The sequence below is a fragment of the Microbacterium sp. AC215 genome, from assembly GCF_979258645.1.
In genome coordinates, this window is the sequence record NZ_OZ409869.1 from 725,898 (window position 1) to 743,270 (window position 17,373).

Here is a 17,373-nt window from a genome sequence, read left to right on the forward strand (position 1 = left end):
AACGGTCAGTCCGCGCTCATCACGGATTGCACGCTGCCGTCGGAGCCGAGGTTCACGAGCAGGACGTCGTCGGTGGTGGTGGCGTCAAGCGCGTACTCCAACACGGCGAAGGGCTCGGACCCACCGTGCTCGTCGGCGAGGATCGTCATGCTCATGAGCCGGAGCGATCGGATGATGTCGACGGCGGCGTCACCGCTCACGTCGACGAGGACGTCTTCGAGCTCGTCACCATACGCCTCCTGCTGCTGAAGGATGTACTCGGTGACCTCGCTCGTGCGATCGTCGACCTCCGCGAGCATGCCCCGCCGCGAGACCGCGTCGACGTTCTCGATCCCCGCGATGAGCGAAGCGGCGATGTCGAGCGCGTCGGCAGAGACATCGTCCTGGTCAGGAGCCGTGAGGTCGACGGTGACGCTCTGGTCACCGAGCTCCACCGTCTCGGACCAGAAGATCGAGCCGTCGGGCCCTGAGGACAGGAGTCCGAAGTAGTCGTGTTCGATCGCCATAACGCTATGAAACCAGCCTCGTGCTCGCGGCGGTAGTCCCGTCGTCAGCCGACGAGCGACTTGACGAAGACATGGGGGGTGAATCCGGTCAGATCATCGATACCCTCGCCCTGCCCGAGGAGCTTGACGGGGATGCCGGTGCGCTCCTGCACGGCGAGGACGAAACCGCCCTTCGCCGATCCGTCGAGCTTGGTCAGGACGAGACCGGTGACGCCGGCATGCTGGAGGAAGGCCTCGGCCTGCATCACTCCGTTCTGCCCGGTCGTCGCGTCGAGCACGAGAAGGACCTCGCTGATCGGCGCTTGCTTCTCGATCACGCGACGGATCTTTCCCAGCTCATCCATCAGCCCGCCCTTGGTGTGCAGACGACCGGCCGTGTCGATGATCGCGATCTCGATGCCCTCACGCTGGGCGAACTCGATCGTCTGATAGGCGACGGATGCCGGATCCTGGCCCTCCTGCTGGGGACGGACGATCGCCGCTCCCCCGCGCTGCGCCCAGGTGGCGAGCTGATCGACGGCCGCCGCACGGAACGTGTCGGCTGCGCCGACCACCACGCTGCGCTGGAACCCGCGGAGAAACTTGGTGAACTTGCCGATCGTCGTGGTCTTGCCGACGCCGTTGACGCCCACGACGAGCACGACCGCCGGTCGCTCGGTGAGCTTCAGGGTGGTGTCGAACTTCGCGAAGTGCTCCTCGAGCGTCTCGCGCAGCATCCGCTGGAGATCCTGCGGATCGGTCGTGCGGTAGCGCTCGACCTTCTCTCGAAGCTCCTCGACGACCCTCTCGCTGATGTCGGGACCGAAGTCAGCCGTGATGAGGGCGGTCTCGAGGTCCTCCCACGTCGTCTCGTCGATAGTGGGCTTGACGAACATCCCGCGCAGCGCGCGAGTGAGGGACCACGACTTCTCCGCCATGACTCCAGCCTACGGGTAGCGCCGTCAGACGGCTGCCGCGCGGTCGCCCACGCGCTGCCCGACGACCGCAGAGACGCCGTCCTGACGCATCGACACACCGTAGAGAGCGTCCGCGATCTCCATGGTTCGCTTCTGGTGGGTGATGACGAGCAGCTGCGAGCTCTCGCGAAGCTGCTCGAACACGGTGAGCAGGCGGCCGAGATTGGCGTCGTCGAGCGCCGCCTCGACCTCGTCGAGGATGTAGAAGGGGCTCGGGCGCGCCTTGAAGATGGCGACGAGCAGCGCGACCGCGGCGAGGGAGCGTTCACCTCCCGAGAGCAGGGAGAGCCGCTCGATCTTCTTGCCGACCGGACGCACCGACACCTCGATGCCCGTGGTGAGCATGTTCTCGGGATCTGTGAGCGAGATGCTTCCGGATCCGCCGGGGAACAGCAGCGGGAAGACCTCTCCGAACGCGACCCTCGTGTCTTCGAACGCGCTCGCGAAGATCGTCTGCATCCGCTCGTCGAGATCGGCGATGATCGTGAGCAGATCCTGACGGGTCTGGGTCAGGTCGGCGAGCTGTTCGGTGAGGAATGCATGGCGCTGCTCGAGTGCCGCGAACTCCTCCAGCGCGAGCGGGTTCACGCGTCCGAGTTGAGCGAGCTTGCGCTCCGCATCAGCCAGTCGACGCTGCTGAATCCGTCGATCGAACGGGATCGCCGTGTCGAGCTGCTCGTCATCGGCCGGCTCCGCAGCGGGGTCCCGCGGAACGAGCTGGTCGGGACCATATTCCGCAACGAGAATATCTTCGTCGAGCGCGAGCTCCGACGCCACCCGCTCCAGGAGGCTGTTGAGGTGCAGCTTCTTCTCATGGATCTGCAGCTCGAGACCGTGGACGCTCTCGGTGAGGCCGGCCAACCTCTCCCGGAGCGAGGTCTCCTGCGCGCGCAGAGCCGTCAACTCCTGGTTCTGCGCCGATCGCGCCGACTCCGCCTCGGCCAGCGCGACGCGTGCCTCGGTGACGGACCGATCGATCGAATCGAGGATGCGCGGGAGCTCTAGCGCGACGCCGGATGCCGCCTCGCGCTGCGCACGGCGGATGACGGCCCGGCGCGCTGCCTCGGCAGCCGCGTCCCGCTCCTGCTCGCGCTGCCGCTCGAGACCGACGACCCGGGACTGGGCAGCGCGCACGCGCTCACGCAGCGTCTCGATCTCCAGGCGAGCCCTGACCTCGCCCTCGCGTGCGATCTCGAGCGCTTCGAGCAGTCCGTCACGCGCTGAGGCGTCGAGCACGGGCCGCGGCGCCGCGACAGCGGCGTCCCACTCGGCCTTTGCTGCCTCCGACGCTGCCTCGGCCTCCTGCACCGCGCTCTGCGCCTGCGCGAGCCCGTTCTCGAGTCGCTCGCACTCGGCGACCGCCGACTCGTGGGTGACCGTGATGCGGTTGACCTGCTCGGCGTGCGTCGCCAGCGCGGCATCGTGCTCGCGGAGCGCCCGGAGCGCGTCCTTCGCCAGACGACGGGATGTCTCGACGGACTCGTTCGCGTCCTCACGCGCCTCCCGCAGCGAGTCGACGATGACCTGCACTTCGGCCAGGCGGTCGTTCGCCGCGTCTCGTTCGGCGGCGAGCTCGAGGCGCGAGCGTTCGCCGCCGGAACCCGTGCGCAGAGTCTGAGCGGTGACGACGTCGCCGGCGGTGGTCACGATCGTGGTGGTGGTGTCGCCGGCGAAATCGAGTGACACTCGCGCGGCACGCGCTGCGTCGAGGCTGTCTGCGATGACCACGTGCGACAGGATCCCGAGGACGCCGTCCGGCGCCGTGACCGTGTCGACCGCGCGGGTCACCCCATCGATGGCGGGCAGCTCGATCGACGGACGCGCGGAGTCGGCGATCACGAAATCGACCACTCCCCGTCGCTGCTCCGACGCGTCGCCGGCGAGGTCGAACGCATCGTCCGCGCCGTCGACGAGGACGCCTTCAGTGAGGGGACCCAGCACCGCCGCGACGGCAGCTTCGAATCCGCTCCTGACCTGCACCGAGTCGCCCACGAGTCCGCGTATCCCCGGACCGCCGGTCTTCACGATCTCCGCGGCTCCTCCGGAGATCGCGAGCGCGCTCCCGAGCGCCGCCGACTTCGCGGTGAGCGCGTCGACCTCGCGTTCCGCTGCGTGCAGCCGCTCTCGGAGTGTCTCCCGCTCGGCTTCGGCCGCGGTCACAGCCCGCTGCGCGCTCTCGTACGTTGCGGAATGCTCGGCTGCCGTCCCCTCAGGCGCCTCTGCATCGGCGATCGCCTCGAGGGCTTCCGCTGCGTCACGACGGCGCGCGTTCGCCGCCTCGAGAGCGTTCTCCTGTCGAAGAACCGCGCCCCGCACGGCAGCGAGAGCGGACGCGGCCGCATCGGCTGTGCCACGCAGCGAACTGATGCGCATGTCGTACGCCGACACCAGCGCGCTCTGTTCGGCGATGTCGACGTCGAGAGTGTCGAGTTCGGCGCGCGCGAGCATCACCTCGCGGCTCGCCACGGTCGCCGCTTCCTGGGCGTCACCGAGGCCAGCGGAGATCACGGTGATCTCATCTTTCGCCTCGTCGATCGTGCTCTGCGTGACCGTGACGGCGGTCACGGCCGCGTCATCGTCGTCCGAGCCGAGCAGCGCGAGCCGCTGATTGGCCAGAGTGTAAAGCCCGCGCATCCGCTCCTGCACCTGCTCGAGACCGAAGGCGACGCTTCTCGCCTGATCCACCGCGGCCGAGTTCTGATCCTGCTCGAGCCGTGCGATGTTCGCCCGCACCGCCTCCGCCTGATCGGACAGCACCAGTCGTTCGGTATGTCTCTCGTTCTCCGTGCGCGTGTGATCGGCCAGGGCGGTGCGCAGCGCCACGACGTCGTCGGCGAAGATCCGGGCCTTGGCATCGCGGACGACCGCGGCGATCGTCTGCGCCTCTCGCGCGATCTCGGCCTGGCGTCCCAGCGGCTTCAGTTGACGGCGGATCTCACCCGCGAGGTCGCTCAATCGCGTGAGGTTGGTCTCCATCGCATCGAGCTTGCGAAGGGTCTTCTCCTTGCGCCGCCGATGCTTGAGGATGCCGGCGGCCTCTTCGATGAAGCCACGACGGTCTTCCGGCGATGCCTGGAGCACCGTGTCCAGCCGGCCCTGTCCGACGATGACGTGCATCTCGCGTCCCAGCCCCGAGTCGCTGAGGAGCTCCTGCAGATCGAGCAGACGGCAGTTCTCTCCGTTGATCGCGTATTCGCTCGATCCGTTGCGGAACAGAGTCCGGCTGATCGTGACCTCGGCGAACTCGATCGGCAGTGCGCCGTCGCTGTTGTCGATCGTCAGCTGCACCTCGGCGCGGCCCAGCGGCCCCCGGGTCGAGGTGCCTGCGAAGATGACGTCTTCCATCTTGCCGCCGCGCAGCGTCTTGGCCCCTTGTTCGCCCATGACCCACGCGAGGGCGTCCACCACGTTGGACTTGCCTGACCCGTTGGGTCCGACGATGCAGGTGACACCCGGCTCGAAGACGAAGCTGGTCGGCTGCGCGAAGGACTTGAACCCCTTGAGGGTCAGGCTCTTCAGATGCATGCGCGTACCGCGTCTCGGGGGTGAATCACGCCCATACGCTACCGGAATGACGGCTCAGAACGGGCATCCCGCGCGGGTTCGCAGTGAACCGGAATTCCGCGCGACACGCCGATCCACGCCGGTCATGCTTGACGGACACGCCCGGGTTTCGCTACCGTAACCTCCGGATCGCCACACGAAAGGAGGTTACCGATGATCACTCAGCTCACTGCTCAGGCCACTGGCCTCGCCGCGCCATTCGCGCCGCGCTCTGCGCACTCGGTAACCGCCGGCGTCCGTCGAAGCGCTCTCTCGTAGAACCGCAGCCCGAGAACTCTGCCCCGAACCATCCACCGGTCTCCGACCTGTGATGGGGCTTCTCGCCCGCTCTACTCCGCGCTCCGCCCTCTGATCCTCTCCGGATCACGGCTCTCCGCCGATCCCGGCGCTCGCCTTCGGGCGCACCGGGCTCTCGACTCTCACCGCGCACCGCCGCCCTTCACCGAAGGCCCTGCGGCCGCGTTCGCCGCACCCATCACCACCATTCATCTCGAAGGAATCATCGTGAACACCACGCTGTACCGCAGCATCCCCCACCCTCCGGATACCGAGGACCAGCAGGTCCTCCACATCCCCGCACCCGATGAGCTGCGGCGCCTCGCGCTGGCAGATCGTCTCTCTCTCCGGATCGGCGTCTGGCTGCTCCAGAGGGCACAGCGCCCTCGCCCGGTACGTCGTATCGCCGCCGCCGAAGCGGATGCGCTGCGTCTCGATCGACGTGATCGCACGCCCGGCGAGACCTACGCCCTGCTCACCTACGACCTGCAGCGTCAGCTGCGCTGACCTGGAGATCACCATGAGCATTCCGCTCACCCCTGATGCGTCGCTGCATCCGCTCGTGCTGCCGGCACGAGCGGATGCGGCTGACGCCGCCGAATTCCGTGAGCTCGCCCGTGTTCGCAACGCCGTCTACCGAGCGCTCACCGGACGCACCGAGCAGGATCTGACGCCAGAGGCGCTGCTTCCGATCCTGCGCTCTCGCAAAGAGCGCACGACTGCCGTGTGGGCGGTGCGCGTCGGAGGCGAGATCGTCGGGCGCACAGTCATCGACATTCCTCATGAGGAGGGGTCGCGTGTGGCGATCGCCGCGATCGAGATCCACCCCCGTGTCTGGGGTCAGGGGATCGGAACCGCGATCCTGCCGCACGTCGAGGCCTTCGCCCGTCTCCACGGCCGCGCGGTCATTCAGAACTGGACGGAGCAGCCGGCCAGCGACGGACCCAGGCTGCAGGCGAAGACGGGCTTCGGCAGCGTTCCGGACGATCACGTCGCACGATTCCTCATCCGCCATGGATTCACCCTCGAGCAGGTCTATCGGGTGAGCCGCCTCGCGGTCACCCAGGAGACGGTTCAGCGTGCCGAGGAGCTGCGGGAGGACGCGCGAGCGCTCTCACAGGACTATCGCGTGCTCCAGTGGATGCTTCCGACGCCACCGGAGCACGTCGACGGCTACGCATGGCTCAAGTCGCGCATGTCGACCGACGCCCCCTCGGCCGATCTCGAGACCGACGAGGAGGCCTGGGACGCAGAGCGTCTGGTCGCCACGGAGAAGAGGGTCGCGGAGATGGGCCAGATCATGCAGGTCACTGTCGCGCAGCACATCCCGACAGGCGAGCTCACCGCATTCACCGAACTCGGAATCGGTCCGGATCCCACCGCCACCACACACCAGCACGACACTCTGGTACTCACCGAGCACCGCGGCCATCGTCTGGGGCAGCTCGTGAAGTGCGAAGCGTTCCTGTCGTGGACAGGCATCGCTCCCGCGTCACGCGACGTGATCACTTACAACGCCGAGGAGAACCGGCCGATGCTCGCCATCAACGAGGCGATGGGATTCACGGCCATCGCCTACGAAGGCGCGTGGAAGAAGGAGCTGTCATGAACACAAGCACACTGACGATCACACCTCTGGCCGTCCCCCGCGCGCTGGACGCCGAGGATGCCGCGGACTTCCGCGCATACGGAGAGCTCAACAGGCAGATCTGCGAGGAGCTGGTCGGTCTGCCCGACATCGCCCCCGATGCCGCGCAGATGCTCGCATCGTGGCAGGATCCCAGCGATACCCTGCAGACCGGGTTCGTCGCCAGGCTCGGAACCGAGATCGTCGGCATGATCACTCTCTCCTACGCTCAGGAGGCGGACGCGAACGCCGCAGAGGCGGACCTCCTCGTGCCGGCGAGCCAATGGGGACGCGGTGTCGAAGACGCTCTCCTGTCGCTCGCCGAGTCGGAGGCGCGCGCACACGGCCGATCCCTGGTGCAGACCTGGACGCTGCACAGGCCCATGGAGTCGGACCGGATGATCACACCGCGAACAGGGTGGGGTCGCATTCCGGCGATTCCGCTGTCGGACGCTCTCGTCGCCCGCGGATACGAGTTCGAACAGGTCGAACGCAACAGCGAGCTCGATCTGCGCTCCGACCCCGCCCCGCTGCGGGCCGCTCTGGAATCGGCGAAGACCGCCGCCGGCGACGACTACCGGGTGCTCCAGTGGATGGCGCCGACACCGCCCGAGTTCCGTGACGGGTACGCGGCGATCCTCGCTCGCCTGTCTACCGACGCCCCGAGCGGCGACATGGACTTCGTGGCCGAGGAGTGGGATGCGGAACGTGTCGTGCGCCGTGAGCGACGGCTCACGGGGGCCGGTCAGGCTCTGTCGATCGTCGCGGTGCAGCATGTGCCCAGCGGAGACCTGGTGGCCTACAACGAGCTGCTCGTCGGGGCGGACCGCGCAGGAGTGACCCACCAGCTCGGCACTCTGGTGTCTCGCGAGCACCGCGGGCACCGTCTCGGCACGATCGTCAAGTGCGCGAATCTCCTCCGTTGGAGAGAGCTCATGCCGCTCACCCCGACGGTCTCGACGTTCAACGCAGAGGAGAACCGTCCCATGTTGAGCATCAACGAGGCGATCGGTTTCGCGCCTGTCTCCTATGCGGGAGCGTGGCAGAAGCGGATCTGATCGAGATCATCCGAGCGGTGTACACGGCCGGCCACGGATCATCCGCCCGGCCGATGCAGCGGTCTCCGTATGGCCGCGAGGCTGGATGCATGAACACGACGGTCCTCGACGCACGCTCTCTGACCAAGTCCTACGGAACGACCCGCGCACTCGCCGGGGTGGATCTCACCATCCACCGCGGCGAGTCGGTCGCCATCATGGGTGCCTCCGGGTCGGGCAAGACCACTCTCCTCCATGTCCTCGCCGGCATCATCAGTCCGGACTCGGGCACAGTGTCGTTCCAGCCCTCGGTCGGTCAGGCGGTGGAACTCGCCGGACTCGGAGAATCCGCTCGTTCCCGGCTGCGGAGAGAGCGGTTCGGGTTCGTCTTCCAGCAGGGTCTGCTCATTCCGGAGCTCACGGCGGTCGAGAACGTGGCGCTCGCATCGATGATCAACGGAGTGAAGAGAGCGCAGGCCACCGCTCACGCGGCGTCCTGGCTCGCCGCGCTCGGGCTGGCCGGGATGGAGGACCGCCGAATCGGCGAGCTGTCCGGCGGGCAGGCGCAGCGCGTCGCGATCGCACGGGCTCAGGCGACGGGTGCGGAACTCGTGTTCGCCGACGAGCCGACCGGCGCCCTCGACTCGCACACGTCGCAGGACGTGATGAATGCGCTGCTGTGGTCGACGACGGGCCAAGGGCGCACGCTGCTCGTCGTGACACACGATGCAGACGTGGCGGCGCGCTGCTCGCGGATCGTCTCCGTGCGCGACGGCCAGATCATCTCGTCGGCGGTGACGGCATGAACGCCCGCGTCCTGGCTGTGCTTCTTCGCGCCGGGACGGGAGAGAAAGCGGTGCTCGCGCTTCCGGTCATCGCTTTCGGCATCGTCACCGCCCTCGTACTGACCGTCGTGGGCGGGGCTCAGTCGTTCTGGACCTGGACCGATGAGTACGCGCCGGTGTACCAGGCGTTGGCCGCGATCGCGCTCGTGCTCCTCATCGTCCCGCTGATGAATCTCGGCGGGGCGGCCGCCCGTCTCTCAGCCCGCCGTCGTGACGAGCGTCTCTCGACCCTGCGGCTTCTCGGCGTGACGCCTCTGGGCGTCGGCGTCGCTACGGTCATCGAATCCATGATCGTCGCGGCCGCCGGTGCCGTCGCCGGAGTCGTCGTCCATCTCGCCCTCACCCCTCTCGTCGGACTCATCCCGTTCCGTGGCACGGCTCTCGGCGTCGAGGCGATCATGCTCTCGCCCTTCAGCGTTCTCGCCGTCGTGGGAGGCGTCCTTCTCGTGGCGGCAGCGAGTGCTGTGCTGGGGCTCCGGCGCGTGATCATCTCGCCCCTCGGCGTGCGCCTGCGGACGACCGTCTCCACCGCGCACTGGTTCCGCGCGATCATCGCAGTCTCCGTTCTTGCGCTCGTGTTCGTCCTTGTCACGGTCTTCCCTTCCGTCGCAGGACTCGCGGCGACCATCGCCGTCCTCGCCCTGTTGTTCGCCGTCTCCCTGGCGGTGCTCAACGTGATCGGACCATGGGTCCTGAAGGTCGCCGCCGGCCGTCAGCTGCGCAAGGCCGAGCACGCAGATCGGCTGCTCGCCGCCCGTCTGGTGCTGGACTCCCCCAAAGCCGCGTGGCGTCAGGTGAGCGGCATCGCGATGGCGAGCTTCATGGCCGTGTTCGCAGGAACCGGAGTCTCCCTGATGAATGTGATGAACAGCGGCGACACGACGTCCGCGGATGCGGCCCTCGCCGCGGACATGCGCACCGGCCTCGTCATCACCCTCGTCGCTTCATTCCTGATGGTCGCGGCATCCGTGGGGGTCAATCAAGCCGCGGCCGTTCTCGATCAGCAGGAACTCCACCGGAGTCTGCACCGGCTGGGCGTGCCGCTCGCGATCGTCGACAGCGCACGCCGCCGGGCGATCATGTCTCCACTCCTCGTGACCGCGATCGGCTCGGCGACCTGTGCCGGCGTGCTGGTCTTCCCGCTGCTGGGGATCGCCCTGGTCACGGCACCCGAGTCTCTCCTCACGATCGCGCTCGTACTGGCCGTGGGGATCGGAATCGTCTGGATGAGCACTCGAGCGACGCGGCCGCTGCTCGCCCGGTCGTTCGAGATGGTGTGAGTCTCAGCGACGCCGCTGGCAGCGCGGACAGTAATGACTCGAGCGGTTCATGAAAGCCTCCCGGCGGATCAGAGTGCCGCAGCGCGGGCACGGCTGTCCGCCTCGACCGTACGCGTTGAGCGAGTGGGCGAAGTAGCCTGCCTGACCGTTCACATTGACGTACTGGGAGTCGAAGCTCGTGCCGCCCTCTGCAAGGGCCTTCACGAGCACCACTCTGATCTCGGCGAGGAGTCGCCTGCTCGCTTGCGTCGACAGCGCACTCGCGAGAGTCGCCGGGTGGATGCGCGCAGCCCACAGCGCCTCATCCGCATAGATGTTGCCCACGCCGCTGATCGTCTGCTGATCGAGCAGCACTCGCTTGATCGCACTGCCGCGTGTGCGGAGTGCACGCAGGAAGCGATCGTCGTCGAACAGCGGGTCTATCGGATCACGGGCGATGTGCACGACCTGAGTCGGGATCCACGTCGGTCCGTCCGGCACCAGACCGTCGACCGCCAACGACCCGAAAGTCCTCTGGTCGGCGAAGACGATCGCGAGCTCGCCATGCCGAGGATGCTCGATGCTGATCCGGATGCGCTCGTGGCGTTCCGCCTCGGCGTCCGGCGCGCGCAGCAGCATCTGTCCGCTCATTCCGAGGTGCGCGATCAACGCGGAATCAGCGGTGTCCAGCGGCAGCCAGAGGAACTTGCCCCGTCGGTCGGCTGCAGTGACTCTGCGTCCCTCCAGGCGCGCGACGAAGTCGGACGGCCCGGCCGCATGCCGTGTGAGAGCTCGTTCATCGAACACGCTCACGGCCGTGATGAACGAGCCGATCACCGCGGGAGCGAGACCCGCCCGGACGACCTCGACCTCGGGAAGCTCAGGCACGCTCGTTGAGCAGTCGCCACGCGCTGAGCGCGGCGGCCATCTCTGCCGTCTTCTTGCTGCTGCCCTTGCCGGTCATCGCCAGATCGCCGACGACCACGGTTGCGAGGAATCGACGATCGTGGTCGGGGCCGCTCGCCTCCACCGAGTACTGGGGCGGAGTCGCACCGACTCGCGCAGCCAGCTCCTGCAGGCTCGTCTTCGGATCCATCGCCGCGCCGTAGCGCTCGGGGTCGGCGAGGAGCGGCGCGGTCAGCCGGAGCACGAGCTCGGTCGCCGCCTCAGGACCCGCTGACAGATACGTCGCGCCGATCACGGCTTCCATCGTGTCGGCGAGGATCGAGTCCTTGTCGCGACCGCCCGTCTGTTCCTCACCGCGTCCCAGCAGCAGATGGCTGCCGAGATCTATCGCTCTCGCGACCTCGGCGAGAGCGACCGTCGAGACGACGCTCGCGCGCCGCTTGGCCAACTCCCCCTCATCCAGCCCCGGATGGGTCGTGAAGAGCATCACCGTCACGGCTTGTCCGAGAACGGAGTCGCCGAGGAACTCGAGACGTTCGTTATGGGGGATGCCGCCGTGCTCGTAGGCATAGGAGCGATGGGTGAGCGCCAACTCCAGAAGCTCCGCGTCGATATCGACGCGGAGCTTCTCTGGGAGCGGTCTCGTCCCCCCAGGGACCTCAGTCACAATCGTGAAGTCGCGACTCAGACGTCGGCGACCTTGCGACCCTTGTACTCGAGGAAGAGCTCGGTGCCCTGCGAGTCGGTGACGACCTTGGCCTGGTGAGGACGGCTGTAGACGACCTGACCGTTCTCGATGGTCTTGACGAGTGCGACAGGCGCCGCCTTCCACTGCGCGCGGCGCGAGCGGGTGTTCGAACGGGATACCTTGCGCTTCGGGGGGTTACCAGCCATGACTAGCTCTCTTCTTTCTCGGCGGCTCGGCTCTGTGCCTCACCGTCTTGGTCTGTGATCTGCTGGAGCGCGCTCCACCGAGGATCGATGGGAGCCACCTGCTCCGTCCCGGTGCTCGCGGTCAGCCTCTCGCCCGTCTCCGGGTCGAGCCCGGGGCAATCCGGCTGACACACCGGCTGAAATGGAAGCGCCAATACGGCCGCATCCCTGACTAGAGTTTCAAGATCCACGTGGTCGTCTTGAACCTCGAAGTCAGTTTCTTCCTCACCAGGATACGCGAAAAGCTCCTGGAACTCGACTTCGACGGGCCGGGTGATGTCGATCAGGCATCTTCCGCATACGCCGGAGTACTCAGCGTCGGCGGTTCCGGAGACCAGGATGCCCTCGTGAACCGACTCGAGACGCACGTCCAGGTCGAGCGCAGAACCGGCTTCATACGCGACGATTCCCTCTCCCCAGCCTTCGCCGAGGGTCACCGAGAACTCGTGCTCGCGCATCTCGCCCGGCTTGCGGACGATGTCACGGACGGGCAGGACGAAGGGACCATTCATTCGGGAACGCACCCGGCAATGGTACCGGCTCCTGCGGGATGGAGGCTGGTTCCGCGCTGTGTGGAGACGGCGCCTCCGGAAATCAGATCCCGCGTGATCCGGTGTCGAGGAAGGAGGCGACTGCCGGAGGCACGAACGGCGACACGTCACCGCCGAGGCCGGCCACCTGGCGGACCAGGGAGCTGGAGACCAGGGCATGCGCGGGGTCGGGCAGGAGGAAGACCGTCTCGATGTCGGCGAGGTGACGGTTGACGATCGCCATCGGGGATTCGTACGCGACGTCGATCTGCGAACGGATGCCCTTCACGAGAACTCCCGCACCGACGTCGCGGGCGTAGTCCACGAGCAGCCCCATGCTCCAGGAGCCCACGACGACGTTGTCGCCGATCCCGTCCTCAGCGATCGACTGCTCGAGCAGCGACATCCGCTGAGCGATCGGGAGCAGCGCCTCTTTGCCGGGGTTGTGCACCACGAGCACGTGGAGTTCGTCGTACAGCTTGGCTGCGCGACGGATCACGTCGAGATGACCCAGGGTCGGCGGATCGAACGATCCAGGGACGACGGCGATCCGGCTGCTCATGCCCCCAGCCTAAAGCACGCGATGCCGCGGTCAGTTCTTCGCGAGTGCCGCCCGGTCGTCGTCGCTCACGCGTCGCTCGATCGCCGAGCGGAGTCCGGGATTCGCCCGCAGATCCGGGTCGTCGGAGAGGATGCCCTCCGCGAGCTCCCGGGCTCGGACGATCAGGCCCGAGTCCTTGACGACCCGCAGCAGCTTCAGGGAGGACCGAGCTCCAGCCTGTGCGGCACCGAGCACGTCACCTTCACCGCGGAGCTCGAGATCGACCTCCGCGAGAGCGAATCCGTCGAGAGTCGCTGCCACCGCGTCCACGCGTTCGCGCGCCACTGACCCCTCTTCGGCTTCGGTGACCAACAGGCAGAGCCCTGGAACGCCTCCTCGACCGACACGGCCCCTCAGCTGGTGCAGCTGCGACACCCCGAACCGATCGGCGTCGAGAACGATCATGGTCGAGGCGTTCGGGACGTCGACGCCGACCTCGATCACGGTCGTCGCCACCAGCAGGTCGATCTCGCCGCGCGCGAAGGACTGCATGACGGCGTCCTTCTCGTCGGACGGCATGCGACCGTGCAGCACGGCCCGTCGGACGTTCCCGAGCCGGGGGTGCGTCGCCAGGGCCTCATCGAGCTGCACCACGCCCCAGCGAGGACCTGACGCACCCTCGGGCGGGATCAGGGGCTGCTCCCCCGCTTCCGCCGTCTTCTTGGTCGTGTCGATCGCCGCGCATACCGCGAACACCTGTCGGCCCTGAGAGATCTCCTCGGCGGCGCGCTCCCAGACTCGATTGAACCAGCCGGGATGCTCTGCGAGCGGAGCGACGAAGGACTCGATTCCGGCTCGCCCCTTGGGCATCGTGCGGATCACGGAGGTGTCGAGATCGCCGAACACCGTCATCGCGACCGTGCGCGGGATCGGGGTCGCGGTGAGAACCAGCGCGTGCGGGCTGGACCCCTTCGCGCGGAGCGCCTCTCGTTGCTCGACTCCGAACCGGTGCTGCTCGTCGACGACGACGAGGCCGAGATCAGCGAAGGTCGTCTTCTCGCCGAGCAGCGCGTGCGTGCCCACGACGATCAGCGCCTGTCCGGAGGCGACGCGGAGCGCAGCCTTGCGACGCTCGGCGGCCGGCATCTGACCGGTGAGCAGGGTGGGCATCACGAGCGGTGACATCTGCGGCCCGAGCATCTTCGCGATCGATCGCAGGTGCTGCCCTGCGAGCACCTCGGTCGGGGCGATCAGCGCCGCCTGACCGCCGGACTCGGCCACCTGGAGCATCGCACGCAGCGCGACGAGGGTCTTGCCGGACCCGACCTCACCCTGCACGAGACGATTCATCGGCCAGGCGGCGACGAGGTCGCTCGCCACCTGCTCGCCGACCGTCTTCTGGTCGGGCGTGAGGTCGTACGGCAGCGAGGCGTCGAAGCGCTCGAGCAGCCCACCGGGCTTCCACGGACGCGCGGTCGCCGACAGCGATCGCACGGCATCCCGCTGCTGCAGGAGGGCGGTCTGGAGAGTGAGCGCCTCGTGCATCCGCAGGGTGCGGACCGCAGGATCGATGTCGTTGCGGGTCTTCGGGCGGTGAATCTGCTCGAGCGCCTCTCGGGCGGTCAGAAGTTCCTCCCGCGCGCGGACATCGGGGGCGAGAGGCTCCGGCACGTCGCCGAGGCCGTCGAGCGCCCGCGTGATGAACTTCGCGATCTGCCACGTCTGCAGCGTCGACGTCGCGGGATAGATGGGAATCAGCACGGCAGCGCGCGCGTCCGCCCGGCGTCTGGCCGCATCCTCATCGTCGAACAGCTCGTACTCGGGATGCGCGAACTGCGTCATGCCGTTGAACTCGCCGACCTTGCCCGAGAAGACACCTCGACGTCCGACCGCGAGGTCCTCGGAGCGCCACTTGGCCGCACCCAGGTTCTTCGCGAAGAACGTCAGAGACATCTTGCCGATGCCGTCGCCGATCACGACGTCGACCATCGCACCGCGACGGTTGCGCATCGCCCTGGCGCTGGAGGACAGCACCTCGGCGACGATCGTCACCGTCTCACCCAGAGGGAGTTCACGGATCGGGGTCAGCTCGCCCGGATCCGCGTACCGTCGGGGATAGTGCGACACGAGATCGCCGACCGTCTTCATGCTGAAGGCTCTGTCGAGAGACTTCGCCGGCGTGGCGCCCAGCGCCTCCTCGAGCGACGAATCCAGCGTGAGCGACATGATCCGAGTCTAGGAGGCCGCACGGACACGACGTGCGCCGCAGCTGTCGTATCGTGAACGGGTGACAAGGATCATCGCCGGAACAGCGCGCGGCGCGCGGCTCGACGTGCCCCGCGCGGGAACGAGACCCACCAGCGACCGCGTGCGGGAGTCGCTCTTCGGAGCGCTGGAGTCGGCGGACGCCATCGTCGGCGCGCGGGTGCTCGACCTCTATGCCGGCTCGGGTGCGCTGGGACTGGAGACCCTCAGCCGCGGCGCGACGAGCGCGGATCTCGTCGAGCACGGCCGAGAGGCGGCGTCGGTGGTCCGCCGCAACGCCGCCACCGTCGCGAAGGCCGGAGCGCCGAGCGCGAGGGTGCACCAGAGCACCGTCCGATCGTTCCTGCTGCGCGCCTCCGGCCCGTACGACCTCGTGTTCTCGGATCCCCCGTACGACCTCGACGACGAGGCGATGACGGCGGACCTCGTCACGCTCGCGCCGCTTCTCGCTCCCGACGCGCTCGTGATCATCGAGCGCGCCCGGCGATCGACCCCTCCCGACCTCGCTGCGGCCGGACTGGAGCTGATCCGCGAGAAGGCCTACGGCGACACCGCGCTCTGGTGGGCCGAGCCCACTCCCGCGACGGAGTCGTCTCAGCCCGAGGCCGAGTCCCAGTCGCGATAGGGATCCCAGCCGCTGACGTCCGCGGGTGCGCCGTCGACCAGCAGCTCATGCTCGCCCTGGGGCACGACAGTGCCGATGACGCGGAAGCCCGCCGGCACGATCCCCGGCGGGAAGCAGGCGAGCAGGGCGTGATCCTCGCCACCGGCGAGAGCTCGCTGGGGGCTGTCGCCGAGGGCTGCGCTGTCGAGTGCGATGGTGACCTCGGAGGCCGCTGCCATCCGTCGCGCGTCGAGCGCGAGCCCGTCTGAGATGTCCATCATCGCGGTCGCGCCCGCGGTGGCAGCGAAAGGGCCGAGACCGATCGGCGGCGATGGACGGAGCTGTGCAGCCAGAGCAGCGCTCTCACCCGGGGCGAGCAGGGACGGATCGACGGGGACCGGCGCCTCCCCCTCACGGAACCTTCCGAAGAGCACCGAGAGTCCGTGAGCGGCGTGCCCCAGTTCGCCTGCGACCGCGACCGCGTCACCGACCCGTGCACCCGACCGGGTCACGGGCGGCCGGCCCTCGAGATCGCCGAGCGCGGTGACCGCCACGGTCAGGACGTCCGAGACCGTGAGATCGCCGCCGACCACCGCGCATCCCGGTGCGAGTGCGGCGCAGGCTTCTCGGAAGCCGTCTGCGAGGCGCTCGATGAACGACAGTCGAAGGTCGCGAGGAACGGCCAGCGCCACCAGGAGCGCCGTCGGCCGTGCGCCCATGGCCGCCACGTCGGCGAGGTTGACGGCGGCGGCCTTCCAACCGAGGTCGTACCCAGACGACCACGCGAGCCGGAAGTCCGGGCCGTGCACGAGAGTGTCCGTCGTGGCGACCACCGAACCCGAGGGAGCGGCTATCACCGCCGCATCGTCGCCGGGTCCGACGAGCGTGTGAGAGGCCCGCGCCGTCCGCGCCAGGATCGCTCGGAGGATCTCCCCCTCCGACAGTTCGCCGAGGGTCGGATCATCGTCGCGAGGTCGGGAGGACATGCAGTCAAAGGTAGCCTGGATGCATGCCCCGCTCTCGCCGTCTCGCTGTCGTCGCGGGCTCGCTGGCCCTCCTCGCCGCACTGTCCGGCTGCTCGACGACGATCCACCTCGAACCCGCTGAGGACGCCAACGATCCGGCCTGCGCCGAGGTGTCCGTGCTGCTCCCCGACGCCGTCGGCGATCTCGATCGGGTGTGGACCGATGCTCAGGCGACCGGAGCCTGGGGCGACCCGACCGTCGTGCTGCGATGCGGCGTCGAACCGCCGGCGCCGTCGACAGAGGTGTGCACGACCATCGGCAGCGTCGACTGGCTCGTTCTCGATCAGGAGGAAGACCGGCAGCGTCTCGTGACGTACGGTCGCGAGCCCGCCATCGAGGTGATCATCCGCCGTGGCGAGGAGATCGACTTCCGCACGGTCGTCGAGAGCCTCTCCACGAGCATCCAGTCGGGCCTCGCACCGGCCACGGCACGCTGCACCGACCGGGTGCCCACCGACGAGAACCCGGACGACGGATCGACCGAAGGCTGACGCGTCGA

The 17,373-nt window shown here is 68.1% G+C and carries 17 protein-coding genes; 7 read left to right on the top strand and 10 right to left on the bottom strand.

Translation table 11 applies throughout. The annotated features are described in order from the left end of the window. Nucleotides 1-5 precede the first annotated feature (5 nt). The 3 genes from ACZZZF_RS03810 to smc are packed head-to-tail and all read right to left on the bottom strand — an operon-like array spanning nucleotide 6 to nucleotide 4,987. On the bottom strand, nucleotides 6-506 hold the full coding sequence (locus ACZZZF_RS03810; protein ID WP_053095921.1) for a DUF2004 domain-containing protein: 501 nt from the start codon (nucleotides 504-506) through the stop codon (nucleotides 6-8). A 44-nt stretch (nucleotides 507-550) separates the two neighbouring features. Beyond that, nucleotides 551-1,423, bottom strand: coding sequence for a signal recognition particle-docking protein FtsY (gene ftsY / locus ACZZZF_RS03815; protein WP_053095919.1), 873 nt, complete (start codon nucleotides 1,421-1,423; stop codon nucleotides 551-553). 24 nt (nucleotides 1,424-1,447) lie between these two features. Next, nucleotides 1,448-4,987, bottom strand: a complete 3,540-nt coding sequence (smc, locus tag ACZZZF_RS03820) for a chromosome segregation protein SMC (protein WP_463497115.1) — start codon at nucleotides 4,985-4,987, stop codon at nucleotides 1,448-1,450. A gap of 543 nt (nucleotides 4,988-5,530) precedes the next feature. On the opposite strand from smc, the gene ACZZZF_RS03825 reads away from it, so the two are divergent. From ACZZZF_RS03825 to ACZZZF_RS03845, 5 genes are all read left to right on the top strand, one after another. Then, the gene (locus ACZZZF_RS03825; RefSeq protein ID WP_463497117.1) at nucleotides 5,531-5,809 is read left to right on the top strand and encodes a hypothetical protein; all 279 of its coding nucleotides are present in this window, start codon (nucleotides 5,531-5,533) and stop codon (nucleotides 5,807-5,809) included. 13 nt (nucleotides 5,810-5,822) lie between these two features. After that, complete coding sequence (locus tag ACZZZF_RS03830) at nucleotides 5,823-6,911, top strand: GNAT family N-acetyltransferase (RefSeq protein WP_463497118.1); 1,089 nt, start codon at nucleotides 5,823-5,825, stop codon at nucleotides 6,909-6,911. Further along, the gene (locus tag ACZZZF_RS03835; RefSeq protein WP_463497120.1) at nucleotides 6,908-7,987 is read left to right on the top strand and encodes a GNAT family N-acetyltransferase; all 1,080 of its coding nucleotides are present in this window, start codon (nucleotides 6,908-6,910) and stop codon (nucleotides 7,985-7,987) included. Before ACZZZF_RS03830 ends, ACZZZF_RS03835 begins: the two co-directional genes overlap by 4 nt. Nucleotides 7,988-8,076: 89 nt before the next feature. After that, nucleotides 8,077-8,772 carry an ABC transporter ATP-binding protein gene (locus tag ACZZZF_RS03840; protein WP_053099093.1) on the top strand — a complete coding sequence of 232 codons (696 nt, stop codon included), beginning with the start codon at nucleotides 8,077-8,079 and terminating at the stop codon, nucleotides 8,770-8,772. Further along, the gene (locus tag ACZZZF_RS03845) at nucleotides 8,769-10,091 is read left to right on the top strand and encodes an FtsX-like permease family protein (protein ID WP_394194175.1); all 1,323 of its coding nucleotides are present in this window, start codon (nucleotides 8,769-8,771) and stop codon (nucleotides 10,089-10,091) included. Before ACZZZF_RS03840 ends, ACZZZF_RS03845 begins: the two co-directional genes overlap by 4 nt. 3 nt (nucleotides 10,092-10,094) lie before the next feature. Here the strand turns inward: ACZZZF_RS03845 and mutM are convergent, their stop codons facing one another. The 6 genes from mutM to ACZZZF_RS03875 form a co-directional block, all read right to left on the bottom strand. After that, on the bottom strand, nucleotides 10,095-10,958 hold the full coding sequence (gene mutM / locus ACZZZF_RS03850) for a bifunctional DNA-formamidopyrimidine glycosylase/DNA-(apurinic or apyrimidinic site) lyase (RefSeq protein ID WP_394194176.1): 864 nt from the start codon (nucleotides 10,956-10,958) through the stop codon (nucleotides 10,095-10,097). Next, nucleotides 10,951-11,643 carry a ribonuclease III gene (gene rnc / locus ACZZZF_RS03855; RefSeq protein WP_053095908.1) on the bottom strand — a complete coding sequence of 231 codons (693 nt, stop codon included), beginning with the start codon at nucleotides 11,641-11,643 and terminating at the stop codon, nucleotides 10,951-10,953. Before rnc ends, mutM begins: the two co-directional genes overlap by 8 nt. Nucleotides 11,644-11,660: 17 nt before the next feature. After that, nucleotides 11,661-11,870, bottom strand: coding sequence for a 50S ribosomal protein L32 (gene rpmF, locus ACZZZF_RS03860; RefSeq protein WP_017830754.1), 210 nt, complete (start codon nucleotides 11,868-11,870; stop codon nucleotides 11,661-11,663). Nucleotides 11,871-11,872: 2 nt separating this feature from the next. Continuing rightward, nucleotides 11,873-12,421: a YceD family protein gene (locus tag ACZZZF_RS03865; protein ID WP_053095906.1), complete on the bottom strand. Its 549-nt coding sequence runs from the start codon at nucleotides 12,419-12,421 to the stop codon at nucleotides 11,873-11,875. An 82-nt stretch (nucleotides 12,422-12,503) separates the two neighbouring features. Continuing rightward, nucleotides 12,504-13,001: a pantetheine-phosphate adenylyltransferase gene (gene coaD, locus ACZZZF_RS03870; protein WP_053095905.1), complete on the bottom strand. Its 498-nt coding sequence runs from the start codon at nucleotides 12,999-13,001 to the stop codon at nucleotides 12,504-12,506. A 30-nt stretch (nucleotides 13,002-13,031) separates the two neighbouring features. After that, the gene (locus ACZZZF_RS03875) at nucleotides 13,032-15,206 is read right to left on the bottom strand and encodes an ATP-dependent DNA helicase RecG (RefSeq protein WP_463497123.1); all 2,175 of its coding nucleotides are present in this window, start codon (nucleotides 15,204-15,206) and stop codon (nucleotides 13,032-13,034) included. A 61-nt stretch (nucleotides 15,207-15,267) separates the two neighbouring features. Between ACZZZF_RS03875 and rsmD the strand changes: the two genes are divergently transcribed. Then, on the top strand, nucleotides 15,268-15,870 hold the full coding sequence (gene rsmD / locus ACZZZF_RS03880) for a 16S rRNA (guanine(966)-N(2))-methyltransferase RsmD (protein WP_187249563.1): 603 nt from the start codon (nucleotides 15,268-15,270) through the stop codon (nucleotides 15,868-15,870). Here rsmD and thiL read toward each other — a convergent pair. Next, the gene (thiL, locus tag ACZZZF_RS03885) at nucleotides 15,840-16,835 is read right to left on the bottom strand and encodes a thiamine-phosphate kinase (protein WP_463497126.1); all 996 of its coding nucleotides are present in this window, start codon (nucleotides 16,833-16,835) and stop codon (nucleotides 15,840-15,842) included. The two genes, rsmD and thiL, sit on opposite strands and share 31 nt — an antisense overlap. Nucleotides 16,836-16,858: 23 nt before the next feature. Between thiL and ACZZZF_RS03890 the strand changes: the two genes are divergently transcribed. Further along, the gene (locus ACZZZF_RS03890; protein ID WP_320488123.1) at nucleotides 16,859-17,365 is read left to right on the top strand and encodes a DUF3515 family protein; all 507 of its coding nucleotides are present in this window, start codon (nucleotides 16,859-16,861) and stop codon (nucleotides 17,363-17,365) included. The last annotated feature ends 8 nt before the right edge of the window (nucleotides 17,366-17,373 follow it).

Excerpts from the sequence above, each read along its gene's own strand:
- ACZZZF_RS03810 (WP_053095921.1), bottom strand. The coding sequence starts at position 506 with ATGGCGATCGAACACGACTACTTCGGACTCCTGTCCTCAGGGCCCGAC.
- ftsY (WP_053095919.1), bottom strand. The coding sequence starts at position 1,423 with ATGGCGGAGAAGTCGTGGTCCCTCACTCGCGCGCTGCGCGGGATGTTC.
- smc (WP_463497115.1), bottom strand. The coding sequence starts at position 4,987 with ATGCATCTGAAGAGCCTGACCCTCAAGGGGTTCAAGTCCTTCGCGCAG.
- ACZZZF_RS03830 (WP_463497118.1), top strand. The coding sequence starts at position 5,823 with ATGAGCATTCCGCTCACCCCTGATGCGTCGCTGCATCCGCTCGTGCTG.
- ACZZZF_RS03835 (WP_463497120.1), top strand. The coding sequence starts at position 6,908 with ATGAACACAAGCACACTGACGATCACACCTCTGGCCGTCCCCCGCGCG.
- ACZZZF_RS03840 (WP_053099093.1), top strand. The coding sequence starts at position 8,077 with ATGAACACGACGGTCCTCGACGCACGCTCTCTGACCAAGTCCTACGGA.
- ACZZZF_RS03845 (WP_394194175.1), top strand. The coding sequence starts at position 8,769 with ATGAACGCCCGCGTCCTGGCTGTGCTTCTTCGCGCCGGGACGGGAGAG.
- rpmF (WP_017830754.1), bottom strand. The coding sequence starts at position 11,870 with ATGGCTGGTAACCCCCCGAAGCGCAAGGTATCCCGTTCGAACACCCGC.
- ACZZZF_RS03865 (WP_053095906.1), bottom strand. The coding sequence starts at position 12,421 with ATGAATGGTCCCTTCGTCCTGCCCGTCCGTGACATCGTCCGCAAGCCG.
- coaD (WP_053095905.1), bottom strand. The coding sequence starts at position 13,001 with ATGAGCAGCCGGATCGCCGTCGTCCCTGGATCGTTCGATCCGCCGACC.
- ACZZZF_RS03875 (WP_463497123.1), bottom strand. The coding sequence starts at position 15,206 with ATGTCGCTCACGCTGGATTCGTCGCTCGAGGAGGCGCTGGGCGCCACG.
- thiL (WP_463497126.1), bottom strand. The coding sequence starts at position 16,835 with ATGTCCTCCCGACCTCGCGACGATGATCCGACCCTCGGCGAACTGTCG.
- ACZZZF_RS03890 (WP_320488123.1), top strand. The coding sequence starts at position 16,859 with ATGCCCCGCTCTCGCCGTCTCGCTGTCGTCGCGGGCTCGCTGGCCCTC.